Source organism: Providencia vermicola (genome assembly GCF_010748935.1).
Lineage (GTDB): Bacteria > Pseudomonadota > Gammaproteobacteria > Enterobacterales > Enterobacteriaceae > Providencia > Providencia zhejiangensis.
The window spans coordinates 826942-847026 of the sequence record NZ_CP048796.1; the positions used below are offsets into that span (position 1 = coordinate 826942).

General features: G+C 41.1%; 17 protein-coding genes. 14 read left to right on the forward strand and 3 right to left on the reverse strand.

Annotated features, from left to right (window positions below; translation table 11 throughout):
* Window positions 1-127: 127 nt before the first annotated feature.
* Complete coding sequence (locus G3341_RS03535; RefSeq protein ID WP_154622410.1) at window positions 128-706, reverse strand: YajG family lipoprotein; 579 nt, start codon at window positions 704-706, stop codon at window positions 128-130.
* Window positions 707-948: 242 nt separating this feature from the next.
* On the opposite strand from G3341_RS03535, the gene bolA reads away from it, so the two are divergent.
* The 9 genes from bolA (at window position 949) to G3341_RS03580 (ending at window position 11841) form a co-directional block, all read left to right on the forward strand.
* Window positions 949-1287 (forward strand): transcriptional regulator BolA, encoded by a 339-nt coding sequence (gene bolA / locus G3341_RS03540; RefSeq protein WP_154622409.1) that lies wholly within the window; start codon window positions 949-951, stop codon window positions 1285-1287.
* 354 nt (window positions 1288-1641) lie between these two features.
* A complete protein-coding gene (gene tig / locus G3341_RS03545) occupies window positions 1642-2946 on the forward strand; it encodes a trigger factor (RefSeq protein WP_163860714.1) in 1305 nt (434 codons plus the stop codon).
* Between the two features lie 555 nt (window positions 2947-3501).
* On the forward strand, window positions 3502-4122 hold the full coding sequence (gene clpP, locus G3341_RS03550) for an ATP-dependent Clp endopeptidase proteolytic subunit ClpP (protein ID WP_154622407.1): 621 nt from the start codon (window positions 3502-3504) through the stop codon (window positions 4120-4122).
* A 111-nt stretch (window positions 4123-4233) separates the two neighbouring features.
* Window positions 4234-5511, forward strand: coding sequence for an ATP-dependent protease ATP-binding subunit ClpX (clpX, locus tag G3341_RS03555; protein ID WP_154622406.1), 1278 nt, complete (start codon window positions 4234-4236; stop codon window positions 5509-5511).
* 207 nt (window positions 5512-5718) lie between these two features.
* Window positions 5719-8163, forward strand: a complete 2445-nt coding sequence (gene lon / locus G3341_RS03560) for an endopeptidase La (protein WP_154622405.1) — start codon at window positions 5719-5721, stop codon at window positions 8161-8163.
* A gap of 212 nt (window positions 8164-8375) precedes the next feature.
* On the forward strand, window positions 8376-8651 hold the full coding sequence (hupB, locus tag G3341_RS03565; protein ID WP_196713809.1) for a nucleoid-associated protein HU-beta: 276 nt from the start codon (window positions 8376-8378) through the stop codon (window positions 8649-8651).
* A 174-nt stretch (window positions 8652-8825) separates the two neighbouring features.
* Entirely contained in the window at window positions 8826-10694 is a 1869-nt protein-coding gene (gene ppiD, locus G3341_RS03570; RefSeq protein WP_163860715.1) for a peptidylprolyl isomerase, read from the forward strand.
* Window positions 10695-10841: 147 nt separating this feature from the next.
* Window positions 10842-11204, forward strand: a complete 363-nt coding sequence (locus G3341_RS03575; protein WP_163860716.1) for a ComEA family DNA-binding protein — start codon at window positions 10842-10844, stop codon at window positions 11202-11204.
* A gap of 205 nt (window positions 11205-11409) precedes the next feature.
* Entirely contained in the window at window positions 11410-11841 is a 432-nt protein-coding gene (locus G3341_RS03580) for an acyl-CoA thioesterase (protein WP_154622401.1), read from the forward strand.
* Between the two features lie 56 nt (window positions 11842-11897).
* On the opposite strand, the gene queC is transcribed toward G3341_RS03580, so the two are convergent.
* Complete coding sequence (gene queC, locus G3341_RS03585) at window positions 11898-12596, reverse strand: 7-cyano-7-deazaguanine synthase QueC (protein ID WP_154622400.1); 699 nt, start codon at window positions 12594-12596, stop codon at window positions 11898-11900.
* Between the two features lie 206 nt (window positions 12597-12802).
* On the opposite strand from queC, the gene G3341_RS03590 reads away from it, so the two are divergent.
* The 5 genes from G3341_RS03590 (at window position 12803) to amtB (ending at window position 18703) form a co-directional block, all read left to right on the forward strand.
* Window positions 12803-13264: an Lrp/AsnC family transcriptional regulator gene (locus tag G3341_RS03590; RefSeq protein WP_163860717.1), complete on the forward strand. Its 462-nt coding sequence runs from the start codon at window positions 12803-12805 to the stop codon at window positions 13262-13264.
* An 88-nt stretch (window positions 13265-13352) separates the two neighbouring features.
* Window positions 13353-15098, forward strand: coding sequence for a SmdA family multidrug ABC transporter permease/ATP-binding protein (locus G3341_RS03595; RefSeq protein ID WP_163860718.1), 1746 nt, complete (start codon window positions 13353-13355; stop codon window positions 15096-15098).
* On the forward strand, window positions 15095-16879 hold the full coding sequence (locus tag G3341_RS03600; RefSeq protein WP_154622398.1) for a SmdB family multidrug efflux ABC transporter permease/ATP-binding protein: 1785 nt from the start codon (window positions 15095-15097) through the stop codon (window positions 16877-16879). The genes G3341_RS03595 and G3341_RS03600 overlap by 4 nt, the downstream gene beginning before the upstream one ends.
* A 191-nt stretch (window positions 16880-17070) precedes the next feature.
* Entirely contained in the window at window positions 17071-17409 is a 339-nt protein-coding gene (locus G3341_RS03605; RefSeq protein WP_154622397.1) for a P-II family nitrogen regulator, read from the forward strand.
* A gap of 10 nt (window positions 17410-17419) precedes the next feature.
* Window positions 17420-18703: an ammonium transporter AmtB gene (amtB, locus tag G3341_RS03610; protein ID WP_154622396.1), complete on the forward strand. Its 1284-nt coding sequence runs from the start codon at window positions 17420-17422 to the stop codon at window positions 18701-18703.
* Between the two features lie 227 nt (window positions 18704-18930).
* On the opposite strand, the gene tesB is transcribed toward amtB, so the two are convergent.
* Window positions 18931-19797, reverse strand: coding sequence for an acyl-CoA thioesterase II (tesB, locus tag G3341_RS03615; RefSeq protein WP_154622395.1), 867 nt, complete (start codon window positions 19795-19797; stop codon window positions 18931-18933).
* Between the last annotated feature and the right edge of the window lie 288 nt (window positions 19798-20085).

The following is a 20085-nucleotide window of genomic DNA, read 5'->3' on the forward strand; positions in this document are numbered from 1 at the left end:
TTGGTTATGAGCTAAATAAAAGGCTTTCCGTTATTGAATAATGGTGAAGGCGCTATTCACCGTTTCATTAAGTGCCTATTCTATAGAGATAGGCACTTAATGTATGACAAAACATCGTCTCGAATCATTATCGAGCGTTTTGTTTGATAAATTGGGTCAATTCTTGATCATTAGCCATATCGTTGATCAGATCAGTGAGTGCAAGATTGATCGCTTTTTCAATTTTATCGTTGCTAGCACCCAGTAATTCTTGGTTATTGTAATTACGTGTGAATGTCCGTGATTTGGTGGAACCATTCGGTGCTGTTGCGGTAACCGTTACGCTAGAATTCACGGTAATATTATGGCGTAAACTGCCTTCACTGACTTGGGCGTTTAATTGGTTCAGTTGAACGACCAAGTTGACATTGGCAGGAGATGACACCATGAAGCCGCGAGCAGCCATTTGTTTTTCAACCGCTTCTTGCATTAAATAGCGTGGATCACGGGAAGGGGACAGCACCACCAAACTTCCATTACGGTTGATTTCTGTCAGTGCTTTTGAAGGCCGACTATCTACGCTGCTAACACTAATTGCGGTTGCATTCAGCGTCGGATTTCGTGCTGGCAAAGTAATCTTGGGTTCGAGTGATAAAGTATTACTGCTTGTTGCACAACCAGCTAGAAGAAATAGTGCAAAAAGAGGAAAACAAAGTTTTCTTAACATAATTTTTTCCAGTTCATCTTTCCTAATTGGGGTTGTTCCGTTATGGTGCAACCTAACGAACCCTTATACATTTAACTAGGGTTATAGTTTCACCCTGACGGGTTTTCTGAAAGGTTAGACAACCATTTCGAGAAAAATTCGTCAAAGTGGTAGTTATCATATCATTGTAGCGCGATTGTCCTCTATCACTACAAAAAAAGATAACAAAACGTCAATGGTGGTTGAACAAAGGAGTGATTTTTATGGGGATTGATGCACCGCTAAATATGCAATCACATATTCAGCAAAAGCTGCATGCAGCCTTTGAACCCGCTTATCTTGAAGTGATCAATGAAAGCGATCAACATAATGTTCCTGCGGGCTCAGAAAGCCACTTTAAAGTGGTTTTGGTCAGTGAAAAATTTGAAAACAAACGTATGGTTGGCCGTCATCGTGAAATTTATGCTATTTTGGCAGATGAATTAGCGGGAAGTATCCATGCTTTAGCGCTACATACTTATACCCCTTCAGAGTGGCATAATTTAGCGGATACGGCACTGAATTCTCCCGCCTGTCGTGGTGGCGGTAAAATAAACAGCTGATTGATTCGCTGTTTGACTGTTATTATGATGAGACGATTTATGTCATTTTATGAATGTTGGCATTAATATCGATGTATGTTTTTTCCCCAATTTGCTTGGGGAGTGCTTTTTTTAGTCGGAAAAGTCACAAATAAAGAGGAATAATCGCTTCTTTTATCAGCTTTTCTCGACTCGGGGCATCTGCATCGGTATAATGTCGCGTCTAATTTTCAGTAAGGTTTCGGGACGCTTCTGATATCAGGGATGACCGTTGTGTAAGCAACGCCCCCGGTTCTGGAAGGGAGAAGGTCATTATGATTTAATGGCTTAACTCTGGAGTAGACCGATCACTAAGATTTTTTTTGAGGTAAGAAGATGCAAGTTTCTGTTGAAACGACTCAAGGCCTTGGGCGTCGTGTAACAATCACCGTTCCTGCTGCCGATATTGAAAAAGCAGTAAACAGCGAGCTGGTTAACGTCGCGAAGAAAGTACGTGTTGATGGCTTCCGTAAAGGAAAAGTGCCAATGAACATCGTTAAACAGCGTTACGGCGCGTCTGTTATGCAAGACGTTCTGGGCGATGTGATGCAACGTAACTTCATCAACGCAATCATTGAACAAAAAATCAATCCAGCCGGTGCACCTAGCTACAAGCCTGAAATGCTGGAAGATGGTAAAGATTTTGTTTACTCAGTTGAATTCGAAGTCTATCCAGAAATCGAACTAAAAGGTCTGGAAACTATCGAAGTAGAAAAACCAGTTGTTACTGTTAAAGATGAAGATCTTGAAAACATGCTGGAAACGCTACGTAAACAACAAGCTCAGTGGAAAGAAACATCTGAAGCCGCAGCGGCTGATTCGCGTATCACAATTAACTTCACGGGTTCAATCGATGGTGAAGAATTTGAAGGCGGCAAAGCAGAAGATTTCGCACTAGTTATGGGCGAAGGTCGTATGATCCCTGGTTTTGAAGATGGCATCGTTGGCCACAAAGCGGGTGAAGAATTCGATATCGAAGTTAATTTCCCAGAAGATTACCACGCTGAAAACCTGAAAGGTAAAGCAGCGAAGTTTGCTATCGTTCTGAAGAAAGTTGAACAGCGTGAACTGCCAGAATTCACTGAAGAATTCATCAAGCGTTTCGGTATTGCTGACGGCACTTTAGACGGTCTGCGCGCGGAAGTGCGTAAAAACATGGAACGCGAACTGAAAAATGCGGTACGTAACCGTATTAAAGCTCAGGTTCTGGATGGTTTGGTTAATGCGAATGACATCGAAGTTCCCACTGCGGTGGTTGATGGTGAGATCGATGTTCTGCGTCGTCAAGCTGCACAACGTTTCGGTGGTAACGAGAAACAAGCGATGGAACTGCCTCGTGAGCTGTTCGAAGAACAAGCGAAACGTCGCGTTGTTATCGGCCTACTGTTAGGTGAAGTGATCAATTCGAACGAACTGAAAGCTGATGAAGATCGCGTTAAAGTTCTGATTGAAGAAATGGCTTCAGCTTATGAAGATCCAACTGAAGTTATCGAATACTACAGCAAAAACAATGAGCTGATGAATAGCGTTCGTAACTTAGCTCTTGAAGAACAAGCGGTTGAGAAAATTCTGGAAGTGGCTAAAGTGACTGAAAAAGAAACTAACTTCAATGAACTGATGAACCAAGTTCAAGCTGGTTAATTTCGTTTTATCCGCGTTATAAATAAAAAACCCGTGGCGTATGCTGCGGGTTTTTTGTCAATGATATCGGCGTCATCTCTCAGATTAGGTTGATAGCGTGGTACGCTTATGTTCAAGGTATACCGTGATTTTTGTTCCTCGAGTGTCTGAGTATCTACCTTAATATCGAGCTAATTTTTAGAGGACAAGCGAAGATAGTCTTGAAAATAACATTTTCGCCCTAATTTTATTATAAATGTTGCTGTATATTCTAATTATATCGGCTGTTAGGCTGGGTGAATCTTACAGAACAAATCCGTGAATCCTTACAGACTTGTGTTAAACTATTTTACAGTGAGTCTTGTTTTCTACAGCATAATTCATCTCATTAATGCACACTTCTTTGAGGGTCTTTAGGCTAAACACAAAGAAATAATCAAATGAGATAGCAGTGAAAATATGTGAGATAGATAATTTTTAAAGACAAACTGTTTGTTTGCTGCTTAGAATGCGTAAAAGTCGAACAAACAGCAAATTTAGGCGCAAGCACCAGAAAGTTTTTAATAGGAGATTTCGATGTCATATTTTGGCGGTCAGGAAAATCTAGCATCCCAAATGGCACTCGTGCCAATGGTCATTGAGCAGACCTCTCGGGGTGAACGTTCATACGATATTTATTCACGTCTGTTAAAAGAACGTATTATCTTCCTGACAGGTCAGGTGGAAGATCATATGGCGAACTTAATTGTCGCACAGATGCTATTTTTGGAAGCAGAAAACCCAGAAAAAGATATCCAGCTTTACATCAACTCCCCAGGTGGCGTGATTACAGCAGGTATGTCCATCTATGACACAATGCAATTTATTAAACCTGATGTTAGTACGATCTGTATGGGACAAGCTTGTTCTATGGGATCATTCTTGCTAGCTGCGGGGACTAAAGGTAAACGCTTCTGCCTACCAAATTCTCGCGTGATGATCCACCAACCACTCGGTGGTTATCAAGGACAAGCGACCGATATCGAAATTCACGCTCAGGAAATTCTGAAAGTGAAAGCGCGCATGAATGAGTTAATGGCATTGCACACTGGTAAGCCTGTCGAAGAAATCAATCGTGACACAGAGCGCGATCGTTTCTTGTCTGCAAATGAAGCTAAAGAGTATGGTTTGGTTGACCATATTTATACTAGCCGTTAATTAACTAAGGTTTATACATACTTAATTAATATCAAAGAAATTTATTCCTCCGTTTTATCGCGCAAGATAGTGAATAAACGGGGGAAAATTGACGATAAGTGAGGTCAACTGATGACAGATAAGCGCAAAGAGGGGTCAGGTAAACTGTTGTACTGCTCTTTCTGCGGAAAAAGTCAGCATGAAGTCCGCAAGCTGATTGCCGGTCCGTCAGTCTATATTTGTGATGAATGTGTCGATTTATGCCTCGATATCATCCGTGAAGAGATCAAAGAACTGGCTCCTCATCGTGAGCGTAGTGCATTACCTACCCCACATGAGATCAGAGAGCATCTTGATGATTATGTGATAGGTCAAGAACAGGCGAAAAAAGTATTGGCTGTCGCCGTCTATAATCACTACAAGCGATTACGGAATGGTGATACAACCAGCGAAGGTGTTGAGCTTGGTAAAAGTAACATTTTGCTGATTGGCCCAACAGGCAGCGGTAAAACATTGCTGGCTGAAACCCTTGCTCGTTACTTGGATGTGCCTTTCACGATGGCAGATGCCACCACCTTAACCGAAGCGGGTTATGTTGGTGAAGATGTTGAAAACATCATCCAAAAATTACTGCAAAAATGTGACTACGATGTAGAAAAAGCGCAACGTGGTATTGTTTATATCGATGAAATTGACAAAATTTCACGTAAATCTGATAACCCTTCAATTACCCGTGATGTTTCAGGTGAAGGGGTACAACAAGCGTTGTTGAAATTGATTGAAGGGACAATTGCAGCCGTTCCACCTCAAGGTGGTCGTAAGCATCCTCAGCAAGAGTTCTTACAGGTTGATACCTCTAAGATCTTATTTATCTGTGGAGGTGCTTTTGCGGGGCTCGATAAAGTGATCGGTCAGCGTTTAAATACGCGTTCAGGTATTGGTTTTGCTGCTGAGGTTAAAGGCGAATCCGAGAAAATTACTGAAGGTGAATTGTTAGCACAAACAGAGCCTGAAGATCTGATCAAATTTGGTTTGATCCCTGAGTTTATCGGTCGTTTGCCAGTGGTGGCAACTTTAACGGAATTGAGTGAAGAGGCGCTTATTCAGATCCTTCAAGAACCCAAAAATGCGCTAACTAAACAGTACCAAGCGCTATTTAGCCTTGAAGGGACAGAATTAGAGTTCCGTGAAGAAGCGTTAAAAGCGATTGCTAAAAAAGCAATGGCTCGTAAAACGGGGGCTCGTGGTTTACGTTCTATTGTTGAAGCGGCATTGCTAAATACAATGTATGACCTGCCTTCTATGGATAATGTAGAAAAAGTCGTTGTTGATGAAAATGTCATTAATGAACAATCAGAACCATTACTGATCTACAGCAAACCTGATGCTCAAGCCTCCGGTGATAATTAACGCCTAGGATTTAGCAACGACAAGTTATGAGTGAAATGAGGGTTCCTCCCTCATTTCATTTTTATCTTCAAGTACCCATTGAATGCTAAAATCTTATCCCCATATAGTTTATATTCTGAGTGTGGTTTCTTTGCTTTTTAAATACACTTTTTTAAGCAATAGTTGGAAACCCTTAAACTAGCGCAAGCTAAACGAAGAGAGAGCTTTATGAATCCTGAGCGTTCCGAACGCATTGAAATACCTGTATTGCCTCTGCGTGATGTAGTGGTGTACCCACATATGGTGATCCCACTGTTTGTTGGACGTGAAAAATCCATTCACAGTCTGGAAGCAGCGATGGATCATGACAAGCAAGTAATGCTGGTAGCCCAAAAAGAGGCCTCAACTGATGAGCCTGGGGTTAATGATTTATTTTCTGTTGGTACCGTAGCTTCAGTTATTCAAATGCTGAAATTGCCCGATGGGACAGTTAAAGTATTAGTTGAAGGCTTAAGAAGAGCGCGTATAAGCAGCTTAACTGACAATGGCGAGTATTTCTTAGCACAAGCAGAATATTTGCAGCCTGAAGCTGTGAAACAAGCTGAAGATGCAGATGATTTTTACAATGAAGATAGCGCTCAAGCTAAAGTCGCAGAACTTCTTGATGAAAAAGAGCAAGAGGTTCTTTATCGCACTATTGTCAATCAGTTCGAAAGCTATATTAAACTGAATAAAAAAATTCCACCTGAAGTTTTGACATCGCTGCATTCGATTGAACAAGATCAACTCGATAAATTAGCGGATACCATAGCGTCTCATATGCCACTTAAATTGGCCGATAAACAACGTGTGTTAGAGATGGCGAATGTTGCTGAGCGTGTTGAATTCCTGATGGCCATGATGGAATCTGAAACTGAACTGTTGCAAGTTGAGAAACGCATCCGTAACCGTGTCAAAAAGCAGATGGAAAAAAGCCAACGCGAATATTATTTGAATGAGCAAATGAAAGCGATTCAAAAAGAGCTTGGTGAAATGGATGATGCGCCCGATGAATACGAAGCGCTGAAACGCAAAATTGAAGAAGCAAAAATGCCAAAAGAGGCTCATGAAAAAGCTGAAGCAGAATTGCAAAAGCTAAAAATGATGTCTCCAATGTCAGCAGAAGCCACAGTAGTGCGTAGCTACATTGATTGGATGGTTCAGGTACCATGGCATGCTCGTAGCAAAGTGAAAAAAGACCTTGTTAAGGCGCAAGAAGTACTAGATACAGACCATTATGGCCTAGAGCGTGTTAAGGAACGTATCCTAGAGTATCTGGCGGTACAAAGCCGTGTCAGTAAGATCAAAGGCCCAATCCTATGTTTGGTTGGACCACCAGGGGTAGGTAAAACCTCACTTGGTCAATCTATCGCAAAAGCAACAGGCCGTCAGTACACTCGCATGGCATTAGGTGGCGTACGTGATGAAGCGGAAATTCGTGGTCACCGCCGTACCTATATCGGTTCTATGCCGGGTAAACTGATCCAGAAAATGGCAAAAGTTGGAGTGAAAAACCCGCTGTTCCTGTTAGATGAGATTGATAAAATGTCTTCTGACATGCGAGGTGATCCTGCTTCTGCATTACTCGAGGTGTTAGATCCTGAGCAAAACGTCGCATTTAACGATCATTATTTGGAAGTTGATTACGATCTTTCTGATGTGATGTTTGTGGCTACGTCTAACTCGATGAATATTCCTGCGCCGTTGCTCGATCGTATGGAAGTTATTCGTCTGTCTGGCTATACAGAAGATGAGAAACTAAATATCGCTAAGCAGCATTTGCTGCCGAAGCAAATCCAACGCAACGCATTGAAAAAGAATGAGCTAACGATTGATGATAGTGCACTCATTGGCATTATCCGTTACTACACTCGTGAAGCTGGTGTCCGTGGTTTAGAGCGTGAAATTTCGAAACTGTGTCGTAAAGCGGTTAAGTCCTTATTAATGGATAAGAAGCTGAAACATATCGAAATTAATGCTGATAACCTGAAGGATTTCTTAGGTGTTCGTAAGTTTGATTATGGTCAAGCCGATACGGAAAACCGTGTAGGTCAAGTCACCGGATTGGCGTGGACCGAGGTCGGCGGTGACTTGTTAACGATTGAGACAGCTTGTGTACCTGGTAAAGGTAAGCTCACTTATACTGGTTCATTAGGTGAAGTGATGCAAGAATCTATTCAAGCTGCGTTGACTGTTGTTCGAGCTCGAGCAGAAAAACTGGGCATCAATAGCGATTTCTATGAGAAACGCGATATTCATGTTCACGTACCTGAAGGTGCGACACCGAAAGATGGCCCAAGTGCAGGTATTGCTATGTCAACGGCCTTAGTTTCCTGCTTAACAGGTAATCCTGTTAAAGCGGATGTCGCAATGACAGGTGAAATTACGCTAAGAGGTCTTGTATTACCAATTGGTGGACTGAAAGAAAAATTACTTGCAGCACATCGTGGTGGTATTAAAACGGTATTAATTCCATTTGAGAACAAACGTGATTTGGAAGAAATTCCAGAAAATGTGATTGCTGATTTGGAAATTCACCCTGTTAAAACTATTGAGGAAGTCCTCTCTTTGGCATTAGCGAACCCGCCATTTGGTGTGGAAATTGTAAAAAATAAGTCAAAAAGAGTGAGCTGAATCAAGAAGTTTGCATAAAAGTATGGCTGATAACCTATTTAGGGGTTGTCAGCCTTTTTTTTCGTCGCTAATTTAACGATGATTCTGATAATTATTTGGATGTAATCTGTTCTCTTGCCATTGGCATTCAGGATTGATATAACGGCTGCATCATTAATTAGCTTAATAGCCTAATTAAGATCATAGTCAAAACTAATATGGGGATGATAAGAGTGAATAAGTCTCAACTGATTGATCAAATCGCTTCTGAAGCGAATATTTCTAAAGCTGCAGCTGGCCGTGTTGTTGATGCGTTTGTTGCATCAGTCACTAGTTCACTGAGCAAAGGTGATGATGTTGCTTTAGTTGGCTTTGGTACATTCACCGTTCGTGAACGTGCCGCTCGCACAGGACGTAACCCACAAACAGGTAAAGAGATTAAGATCGCTGCGGCGAAAGTACCTGCTTTCCGTCCGGGTAAAGGTTTAAAAGACGCAGTTAATAGCTAATTCAGTTTTATTTTGGGATTGTTTTATTTTTTTTCAAAACACTCACTGACTGAAAATTATTAATCAGCTAATATAGAGGCGCATCATGGAAATGGTGCGCTTTTTTTTCAATCTGAGTTAAGATTAGCGTATTATTAGGAAATTGAATTTAACAAAGCGGAGTTAAGCCTTTTTATGATGGACAATCTACGCACGAAGGTGAACAGTCCTTTTATCAAACTGATACTGGCTATCATTATCCTGTCATTCGTGCTGACAGGGGTTGCTGGTTACATGATTGGCGGTACAAGTAATGATGCTGCTGAAGTAAATGGGCAGCCAATTAGCAGGGAGCAACTACAACAGGCTTTCGCACAAGAGCGTCAATCTTTACAAGAATATTTGGGAGATAAGTTTTCTGAAGTTGCGGGTAATGAAGAAAGCATGAAATTATTACGCCGACAAGCTTTGGATAACTTGATTAATAACGAATTAATCAATCAGTACGCTAATGAGTTAAATCTGTCAGCGAGTGATGCTCAGATAGAAAGAGCCATTTTTGCTATGTCGATTTTCCAAACGAATGGAAAATTTGATAGTGAAAAATACCGTAATATTTTAAGCCAGTACAATGTCAATGCGGATAATTTCGCGGCGCAAATTCGTACTGATTTAGTGCGTGCTCAATTGGCTAAGGCATTTACTGGTAGTGACTTTGCTTTACCTTCAGAAGTGAAAAATTACGCTGAATTATTTTTGCAAGAACGTGAAATTCGTACAGCGACCCTGTCATTAGCTGATATTGAAGCTAAACAGACTGCGACTGAAGATGAATTAAAAGATTACTACAATGCGAATCAGAACAGTTTTATCTCTCCTGAAAAAGTTCAGGTCAGCTATGTTGAGATTGATGCCGCTTCTCTACCTGAACTGACCGTTTCTGATGCAGAAATAAAAACTTATTATGATCAAAATCTGAAAAATTATACTCAGGCTCAGCAAAACCACTACAGTATGATTCAGGTTGCTTCAGAGAAAGAAGCGAATGAAATCCTTGATCAGCTAAAAGCGGGGGCGCAATTCGACGTGTTAGCCTCTGAGAAATCAACGGATAAGTTTAGTGCCGGCAATAAAGGTGTGATCGGGTGGATGGAAGAAGCCTCAACACCCGCTGAGATTGCGAATGCGAAATTAACTGAGAAAGGGCAACTTTCTGCGCCGATCAAGTCTGGCTCAAACTTTGTTATCTTCCGTTTAGATGATATTAAGCCTGAAAGCACGAAACCTTTCGATGAAGTCAAAGACTCGATTAAGACGACGTTAACGCAAGATAAAAATGTTAAACAGTTTTATGACTTGCAACAAAAAGTCAGTGAAGCAGCGACGAATGACAATGAGTCTTTAGCGTCAGTAGAAGAGGTATCAGGCTTAAAAGTGGTAACCACCGACTGGTTTGATAAAAATAATCCACCGGCCGCTTTAAACTTCCCTAAAGTCATTAACGAAATATTTAGTGAGCGTTTAGTGGATAAAAATGGTTCAACGGGGATTAACTCGGATGTGATTAATGTTGAAGGTGACCGTGCGTTTGTCGTCCGTGTTACCCAATATAAGCCGGAACAAACTGAATCATTCGAAACCGTTAAATCTCAAATCGAAGCATTAGTTAAACGTAAAAAAGCAGATGCTGAGCTAAAAGCAGAAGGCGATAAATTAGTCGCTGCACTGAAAGAAGGTAAAGGCGAGGCTGCATTGAGCGCTGCTAATGTTAAGTTTACTGCTCCTGAAACCGTTTCTCGTATGATGCCTCAAACACCAATTATTGGTGCAGCAATGGCGATGGCGAAACCAAGCGAAGGTAAGGTGACTTATACGACGGCTCGAGATGCACAAGATAACTTAGTCATTATTCAGCTTGATAAAGTGATCCTAGGTAAAGCGTCTGATGAAGAGCTAGCCCAACTGACCAAAGAGTACCAAGGTATGATGGGCAGTGCGGTAAATGAAGCGTTGATGCTTAACTTGCGTGAGAAAGCCAAAGTTGAAGTATTGAACCTCGAGTAATTTGAGACGCTGTTCGCAATTACAATTGTAATTGAATCTATCTTAAGGCCACCTTTGGGTGGCCTTTCTTATTTCTGTTAAGCGAAAACAGCGTTTGTCTTTTGATTTTGGCATTGTGCTATCTCAATTTAAAACAGGAGAAAGCCAATGACATGGATGAAATCTATAAAGCAGTTACTAGGGAGTATCGTCGTCATTTCCTCGATGTTGATGTGTTCACACGCCGTATTAGCTAAAAAAATCGAGCCTGATAAGACGATGACAAACAAACATTTTCAAGAAGAAAAAACATTACCAGCGGGTGTCGATAACATCGCCCAAGTTAATATTAATCAGGCTAGTGCGGAAGAATTAGCAAAAAAGCTTCATGGTATTGGTATACAAAAGGCAAAGGCAATTGTTGAGTATAGAAATACATATGGGGCATTTAATACTATTGAAAATATTTTAGAGGTGCGTGGAATAGGGCCTGCATTTTTAGAAAAAAACCGAAGTAAATTGACCTTATAACAAGTGGGGTGCTCACATTAATATGTGAGCACTTCATACCGTGAAATGGGTGATATGAATCATGTTTATGAACAGGTTCTTTTTGTATTACTCATATTTTGTTAAATAAATAATTTGATGCGTATCACATAAAATAGATTATTTCAGCAAGAGTCATAATTATTTGTTATGTTTTTGTAAACAGAGACAACTGGTCGGAGTAGTTATGGCAACGCAAATTAAAGTTAGAGGTTACCACATTGATGTTTTCCAGCATGTTAATAATGCACGCTATCTTGAGTTCTATGAGTCAGATCGTTGGGCTTGGATGGAGCAACATGATTTCATTGGATGGGCCCTGAAGAAAAAGCTGACAATGGCTGCGGTTAATATCAATGTGAACTATTTTCATGGTGCAGTCATTGGTGATGAATTAGTCGTGACTACACGTATTGAGAAAATTGGTGCTAGAAGTGCGGTATGTTATCAGCAAATAATTCGTGAACGGCAAGGAAAGAAAGAGGTTGTTTCTGATGCAATGGTGACTTTTGTATTTATTGATTTATCGTTAAATAAAGCCATTAGTATTGATGGTGAGTTACTCGAAAAACTTGAATTGTTGTCACAAGCTAACGCTGAAGCGTTTGTTGACGCTTAACGCATTCAAGGGGGCCGGAAAGAGTTCTCTTTTCTAGCCCCCTTATATTCAGGTAACTAGATGAGTTTAGTCATTTTTTTGAGTGAAGATAACACAGTTTCTTTATCGCTCAAGTAGTCGTTTAAGCCCTTACTGCGAAGATGGCATGCAGCGCACTCTCCACAGCCGTCTCCTTGTATGCCGTTATAGCAAGTCAGAGTTTCTTGTCGTATTGTGTCTAAATGACCATAAAAATCAGCTAAAGCCCAAGTTTGCGCTTTATTTAGCCACATCAACGGTGTTTCAAAACGAATGTCTTTCGCCAGTCCTAGATTGACGGCATGATTAAGTGCGGTGACAAATTCATCTCGACAGTCAGGGTAGCCCGAGAAGTCCGTTTCACAAACCCCGGTGATAACGGCTTCCGCTTGCACTTGGTAGGCATAGATGGCAGCTAGCGTTAAAAAAAGAATATTTCGCCCCGGAACAAATGTACTGGGTAATCCGCTAGACTCACTTTCTTGATAGTCAGGCACTGGAATATTATCACGAGTTAGACTGCTCACTGCGAGTTCATTGAGGAGAGTGACGTCAAGCACCTTGTGTGCAGTTGCTCCAAGTGAATGGCTGAGCTTTTGGGCCACTTCAATCTCAAAGCGATGACGTTGCCCATAATCAAAAGTGACACAATGGACTTCATCATAAGTTTTTAACGCTTGGATGAGGCAAGTCGTCGAGTCTTGACCACCACTGAAGACAACAACAGCGCGTTTCATAAATATTCCTCTTACTCCAACAAAAATGAATATACAGGTTGCTATAGCGCCATGTTAATGGTGCTAGCCTTTGATGGATAGCGGTATTTTTGTCTTTTAACACAGATTGATAAATTATTTATGCTGTTGTCAGTCTATTTAGGTAAAATAATTCTATTATATAGCCGTAACCGTGACATTTTTTTATAAATATTAAGAGAGCAAATATGTTAGATAAGATAGATAAAAAGTTACTTCGCTTGCTGCAAAATGACAGCAGTCTATCTTTGAATGCACTTGCAGAAGCGGTGAATTTAACATCAACACCTTGTTGGAAAAGGCTAAAACGCTTAGAAGATGAGGGATATATTCGGAGTAAAGTCACGTTACTCGACGGCGAAAAGTTAGGCTTGGGCCTAACCGTTATCGTGATGATTAAAACTCAGCATCACAACAGCGAGTGGTATGAGCAATTTGTTTCTTTTGTTAGTCAGCTTCCAGAGGTACTTATGTTTTATCGCATGGCTGGGGAGTATGACTATCTTATGCAAGTTGAAGTCAAAGATATGAAATCCTATGACTTATTTTATAAAAAGTTAGTTAATGGTGTTCATGGGCTTATTGATGTAACCTCTAGTTTTGCAATGGAAAAAATCAAGTATACTACGGTGTTACCTATCCCTGATTAATGGTATTACGCCTATTTTTCTTAAGCATTTGCACCATTAGGATGCCACACCATGGCAAATATTAAATCTTATTCAAGGCAGTAATTCAGTGCGATTATTTTCACAACTTGGCTGGTATTTTTTGAGTGAATGGCGACGCTATGTTGGTGCGGTTTGCTTTTTAATCATTATAGCTATCTTACAGCTTGTTCCACCGCGACTTGTGGGGATCGTTGTGGATGGGATTAGCAATCAAACCATGGCTACAACTCAGTTAGTGTCGTATGTGGCATTGATGTTATTCATTGCTGTTGTTGTATACGGTCTTCGTTATGTCTGGCGTATTTGGTTATTTGGTGCGTCTTATAAGCTAGCGGTGCAATTACGACAAAAATTTTACCGTCAATTAAGTCTACAAAATCAATCTTTCTATCAAAGATACCGAACAGGAGATTTGATTGCTCGAACCACTAATGATGTTGACCGAGTGGTATTTGCTGCGGGGGAAGGAGTGCTCACATTTGTTGACTCATTAGTTATGGGCTGTGCTGTATTGGTCATGATGAGCGTGGAAATTAGTTGGCAACTAACATTATTAGCATTGATTCCAATGCCTATTATGGCGTTAGTGATTAAACGTTATGGTGATCAATTACATCATCGATTTAAACATGCTCAAGGTGCATTCTCTTCATTAAATAATCATGCACAAGAGAGCTTAACCAGCATTCGCATGATAAAGGCTTTTGGCCTTGAGGATCATCAATCAAATCAGTTCGAACAAGTCGCGACTGAGGCGGGTCGACGCAATATGCATGTCGCTAGAGTTGATGCCCGTTTTGACCCGACGATTTTTATTGCTATCGGTATGGCAAACCTCTTGGCTATCGCTGGGGGGAGTTGGATGGTGCTGCATGACACGCTGACTCTCGGAGAACTCACTAGCTTTGTCATGTATTTGGGATTAATGATTTGGCCTATGCTAGCGTTGGCATGGATGTTTAACATCGTTGAACGTGGTAGCGCAGCCTATAGCCGTATCCGTGCTTTACTGGATGAACCTATAGACATTGAAGATGGTCAGCAATCTCTTCTAGGCGAAAGAGGAGAATTACAGGCGCATATTAAGGCGTTTTGTTATCCAGAAGCGGAACGGGTCGCGCTTCATGATATTCATTTCACACTCCCACCCGGTCAGTTTTTGGGAATTTGCGGACCAACAGGTTCAGGCAAATCAACACTACTTGCATTAATTCAGCGTCAATTCGATGTGACTGAAGGGGAAATCCACTACCAAGGTAAGCCGCTGCCTGAGATTCGCTTAAATGAATGGCGAAGTCGATTAGCTGTTGTTAATCAATCTCCTTTTTTATTTTCTGATACTGTGGCAGGGAATATCGCATTAGGTAGCCCACAAGCAACAATAGAGCAAATTGAGGAAGCGGCACGTATTGCTTGCGTGCATGATGATATCCTGAGGTTACCGGAAGGTTACCAAACACAGGTTGGTGAGCGAGGCGTTATGTTGTCTGGGGGACAAAAACAGCGGCTCTCGATTGCACGAGCTATTTTGCAAAAAGCAGAAATTTTAATTTTAGATGATGCTCTCTCGGCTGTTGATGGGCAGACGGAACATGCTATTTTACAAAACTTGAGCCGTTGGCGTGAAGGCAAGACATTGATTATTACTGCACATCGTCTATCTGCATTAGTTGAGGCTGATAATATTTTAGTCTTGTCCCAAGGAAGTATTGTGTCTGAAGGTATTCATTCAACACTCACTGTTCAACCGGGTTGGTATAAAGATATGTATCATTATCAACAAATTGAAGCGGCTTTGGATGGTGATTTATGAGTCAGAAAAAACCACTATGGCCAGCCTTAAAACGTCTACTAAGCTATGGAAAAGCGCATCGTAGTACGATGACATTGGCTATTATCATGCTATGGGTTGCTGCGGCCGCCGAAGTGAGTGGACCTTTGTTGATTAGTTATTTCATTGACAACATGGTTGCCAAGAAACAAATCATTATGCCACTCACAATATATCTAGCAGTTGGCTTTGTGCTATTGCAGGTTATTGCAGCACTTCTTCATTATTATCAAACTATCTTATTCAATAAATCAGCGGTAGGTGTTGTACAGACTTTACGTACCGATGTTATGAATTCGGCGTTAAGACAACCGTTGAGTGCTTTTGATAAACAGCCTGTAGGACAAATTATTTCTCGCGTGACTAATGACACAGAGGTCATTAAAGATCTATTTGTGACCGTCGTACCCACTGTGTTCCGTAGCTTAGCGCTAATTTGTGCCATGTTAGTTGCTATGTTTACTCTGGAATGGCGTATGGCTTTGGTCGCCATTATGATCTTTCCTGCGGTAGTGGTCGTGATGCTTATCTATCAAAAATTGAGTACACCCATTGTCCGTCGAGTGCGTTCTTATCTTGCCGATATTAATAATGGATTTAATGAAGTGATTAATGGCATGACGGTTATTCAGCAATTTCGCCAACAAGCTCGATTTGGTGAGAAAATGCTTGAAGCAAGCCAAGATCACTATCTCGCGAGAATGAAAGCATTAAAACTCGATGGGGTGTTATTGCGTCCCCTATTAAGTTTAATTTCCGCGTCAGTGCTTTGCGGATTGCTACTTTTATTCGGTTTTGATGGTACAGCGACCATTGGGGTGGGGGTGCTCTATGCCTTTATCAACTACCTTGGCCGCTTAAATGAGCCATTAATTGAGCTGACTTCCCAGCAATCGATGTTGCAGCAAGCTGTGGTCTCAGGGGAACGCGTATTTGAGTTAATGGATAGCCCGAAACAAGGTTATGGCGAGAATGTACAGCCATTACAGGGAGGGGCTATCGATATTCAAGATTTATCATTTGCTTACCGCGAAGATAAAAAAGTCTTAACAGATATTAATCTTCATGTGCCTGAGAATAGCTTTGTTGCGCTTGTTGGGCATACAGGAAGCGGTAAAAGTACCATCGCAAACCTAATTATGGGGTATTACCCTTGGCAACAAGGTGAAATCCTACTCGATGGTAGACCGTTACACTCTCTATCTCACCAAGTTTTACGTAATGGCATCGCAATGGTGCAACAAGATCCGGTCGTACTCGCGGCTTCCTTCTTTGATAATGTTGCGTTAGGGCGTGATGTAACACAAGAAAAAGTTTGGCAAGTATTAGAAACTGTGCAGCTAGCTGAGCACGTTCGTTTACTTCCTGATGGCTTGGATTCATTATTGGGTGAACAAGGAAATACACTGTCAGTTGGGCAAAGACAGCTGTTAGCCATGGCGCGAGTATTAGTGGTAACACCGAAAATACTGATCCTTGATGAGGCAACAGCGAATATTGATTCAGGAACGGAGCAGTCGATCCAAAAAGCACTGCGTATTATTCGCCAGACAACTACGCTAGTTGTTATTGCCCATCGATTATCCACGATAGTCGATGCCGATCAAATTGTTGTGCTTCATCGTGGTGCAATTGTTGAAAAAGGAAAGCACACTCAATTACTGCAACAAAAAGGGCGCTATTACCAAATGTATCAACTTCAGCAGGTTGGTGAATCGCTCAATTTACATGATGATGTTGAGCCTGAAACAATATTGAACTGATTATTTTGCACACTTTTAATGCATAAGAAAAAAGCCACTCGAGAGAGTGGCTTTTTTTTTGCCATTACTGTTTGAATTATAAGCCTAATTAATTTTGGCATGTTATTTGCCTTAAGGTTTTTGCAATCAGTGATGTTGCTATCGCGCACCTTTAGCTGAATCGGCAGGGGATCATATTATCCGGAGGGAAAATGAAATATATCATCGCAATCATTAAGCCTTTTAAGTTGGATGAAGTAAGAGAAGCGCTTTCAGATATAGGTATACAAGGTCTGACTATTACTGAAGTCCGTGGTTTTGGTCGTCAAAAGGGGCATTCTGAGCTGTATCGTGGCGCAGAATATACGGTGGATTTCTTACCTAAGGTGCGACTCGAAGTCGCTGTTTCAGATGAATTTTCAGAACAGGTCATTGAATCGATAGAAAAAGCGGCGAATACAGGCCAGGTTGGCGATGGGAAGATATTTGTATTCGACCTTGAGCAAGCCATACGTATCCGCACGAGTGAGAAACAAGACGATGCACTATAGGAGAACAGCGATGAGTAAATTGTTTCAGGTTTTATGTTGGTTATTTATAGCGAGTTTTCCTGTGAATGTGTTTGCTGCTGAGGACGGTGTAGATAAAGCCGACAATGCATTTATGATGGTTTGTACTGCATTGGTCTTATTTATGATCATTCCTGGTATCGCTTTATTTTATGGCGGATTACTGAGAAGCAAAAACGTATTGTCACTTATGGCTCAAACGATGGTTATTTTTGCTCTCGTTTCGGTCATTTGGGTGATATATGGTTATAGCTTGTCCTTTAGTGAAGGAAATGATTTTTTCGGTGGATTAAGCCAATTTATGCTTAAAGGAATTAGCGTCGAAAGCTTAGCAGCAACGATCCCACAATTTGTTCATGTGGCATTCCAAGGGGCTTTTGCCAGTTTAACGGTTGCGCTGGTGGTTGGTGCTTTAGGCGAAAGGATTAAATTTTCAGCCATACTGATATTTGCTTTTATTTGGACAACTTTTGCTTATTTACCTATGGCTCATATGGTATGGGGCGGGGGATTACTTGCCCAAGATGGCGCACTGGATTTTGCGGGGGGAACAGTTGTTCATATTAATGCAGCAGTCGCTGGGCTTGTTGGTGCTTACTTACTTGGAAAAAGAACGGGTTTCGGAAAAGAAGCCATAAAACCCCATAATTTGCCGATGGTATTTATGGGAACCGCGATCTTATTTATTGGTTGGTTCGGTTTCAATGCTGGGTCTGCTGGAAGTGCGAATTCTATTGCAGCTTTGGCCTTTATTAATACCGTTGTAGCGGCATCCGGCGCAATTTTATCTTGGGTACTTGCGGAGTGGGTGTTTAGAGATAAACCGTCATTATTGGGGGCTTGTTCTGGCTGTTTAGCTGGATTAGTCGGCATCACACCGGCAGCCGGTACGGTTGGAATTGCTGGCGCATTGGTAATAGGCCTAATATCTGGGGTTGCTGGATTATGGGGGGTGGTCGTTTTAAAACGTTGGTTAAAAGTCGACGATGTATGTGATGTTTTTGGCGTACACGGTGTTTGTGGCGTAGTTGGTTGCTTATTAACAGGCGTATTTACCTCTGCAACATTAGGAGGGTTAGGTTATGCCGAGGGAGTGACAATGCTTAAACAAGTTGGTGTTCAGGCATTTAGCATACTAATCTGTGTGATTTGGACTGCAATTGTCGCTTATTTGGCATTTTTGATAGCGGATAAACTAACAGGTTTACGTGTTGAGGTTGAACAAGAAAGAGAGGGACTCGATATTACCTATCATGGTGAGAGTGCTTATAATTAACTTGTATTTATATGATGTTAGTTAGTACTCACATTATATATACCCAATAAGAATGGCAGATCAATAGATTCTGCCATTCAAACATGGAAAATACTCTTCTCACAATAATAATGAAGGGCTGTGACGCATGAACGAATAGAGTTTTAATATAAAAGGATAAGATAAGAGGTGAGCCTTCTATCTTACCCTATTTAGTTAGTGAGTACTTGCGTTGGTTTACCTGCCAATTAACGCGGCTTTCTTTTACGGATCACCCCTTCTTGGACCGCTGTTGCTACTAGCTCCCCACTTTGGTTATAAATTTGTCCTTTAACAAACCCACGGCCTCCAGAGGCTGAAGGACTCTCTATAGCATAGAGTAGCCAGTCATCAATTTTAAAGGGGCGGTGGTACCACATAGAATGGTCAATTGTGGCAACCTGTAAGTCTCTCTCCATAAAGCCACGGCCATGTGGTTGGAGCGTTGCGGGGAGAAAATTATAGTCAGACGCATAGCCCAATAAATAATTATGTAATGATGGAATATCAGGCAATTGCCCTTTCGCTTTAAACCAAATATAGCGAAACGGTTCCTGTGGGGGAGTGTCGAAAGGACTATAAAACTCGATTGGACGAAACTCAAAAGGGTTTGGGCGCAAAGCATACTTTTTAACAGATTCGGGTAACTGAGCAGCCAAACGCTGGATGATGTCATCTTGAGAGATTAATGTTTCTGGTGATGGGACTTCAGGCATTAAATTTTGATGGTTAAATCCATCCTCTTGGGATTGGAAAGATGCCGTCATAAAAAAGATAGGCTTACCATGTTGTATTGCACTGACTCGTCGTGTGCTAAAACTGCCGCCATCTCTTAATATCTCTACATCATAAACAATTGGGCGCTGGCTATCACCTGGGCGTAAGAAGTAGCTATGGAATGAATTAATTAAGCGATCTTCAGGAATGGTTTGTTCTGCCGCATACATGGCTTGGCCAACGACTTGCCCACCGAAAACTTGAGGTAGTCCGAGATCTTCACTTTGACCACGAAAAATACCTTCTTCAATCTTTTCCAATTCTAATAGGCTGATTAAATTTTGTAATTCTGGACTCATAGCAACCTTGAATATTGATTAATAAATATCAGATGATTGTATTTTCCCATTAATACATAAAAATAGGTAGACTGTTTTTGTGTTATCGATTTTACGTCGCAAAGTGATGAGGATAGCGGCTTGCGACTTGAAACACCTTATTGCCTAGGCTGAATATGACTTTTTTATGAAATTTATATCTTGATATGCGCAGTTACATTTTGAGATAGTATTTTATTGATAGTTATTTTTGGCTATAATCTGATCTTTGGTGGTTAAAAATTACAACTAAAATGAAATAATGTAAAT

Excerpts from the sequence above, each read along its gene's own strand:
- G3341_RS03535 (WP_154622410.1), bottom strand. The coding sequence starts at position 706 with ATGTTAAGAAAACTTTGTTTTCCTCTTTTTGCACTATTTCTTCTAGCT.
- bolA (WP_154622409.1), top strand. The coding sequence starts at position 949 with ATGGGGATTGATGCACCGCTAAATATGCAATCACATATTCAGCAAAAG.
- tig (WP_163860714.1), top strand. The coding sequence starts at position 1,642 with ATGCAAGTTTCTGTTGAAACGACTCAAGGCCTTGGGCGTCGTGTAACA.
- clpP (WP_154622407.1), top strand. The coding sequence starts at position 3,502 with ATGTCATATTTTGGCGGTCAGGAAAATCTAGCATCCCAAATGGCACTC.
- clpX (WP_154622406.1), top strand. The coding sequence starts at position 4,234 with ATGACAGATAAGCGCAAAGAGGGGTCAGGTAAACTGTTGTACTGCTCT.
- lon (WP_154622405.1), top strand. The coding sequence starts at position 5,719 with ATGAATCCTGAGCGTTCCGAACGCATTGAAATACCTGTATTGCCTCTG.
- ppiD (WP_163860715.1), top strand. The coding sequence starts at position 8,826 with ATGATGGACAATCTACGCACGAAGGTGAACAGTCCTTTTATCAAACTG.
- G3341_RS03575 (WP_163860716.1), top strand. The coding sequence starts at position 10,842 with ATGACATGGATGAAATCTATAAAGCAGTTACTAGGGAGTATCGTCGTC.
- G3341_RS03580 (WP_154622401.1), top strand. The coding sequence starts at position 11,410 with ATGGCAACGCAAATTAAAGTTAGAGGTTACCACATTGATGTTTTCCAG.
- queC (WP_154622400.1), bottom strand. The coding sequence starts at position 12,596 with ATGAAACGCGCTGTTGTTGTCTTCAGTGGTGGTCAAGACTCGACGACT.
- G3341_RS03590 (WP_163860717.1), top strand. The coding sequence starts at position 12,803 with ATGTTAGATAAGATAGATAAAAAGTTACTTCGCTTGCTGCAAAATGAC.
- G3341_RS03600 (WP_154622398.1), top strand. The coding sequence starts at position 15,095 with ATGAGTCAGAAAAAACCACTATGGCCAGCCTTAAAACGTCTACTAAGC.
- G3341_RS03605 (WP_154622397.1), top strand. The coding sequence starts at position 17,071 with ATGAAATATATCATCGCAATCATTAAGCCTTTTAAGTTGGATGAAGTA.
- amtB (WP_154622396.1), top strand. The coding sequence starts at position 17,420 with ATGAGTAAATTGTTTCAGGTTTTATGTTGGTTATTTATAGCGAGTTTT.
- tesB (WP_154622395.1), bottom strand. The coding sequence starts at position 19,797 with ATGAGTCCAGAATTACAAAATTTAATCAGCCTATTAGAATTGGAAAAG.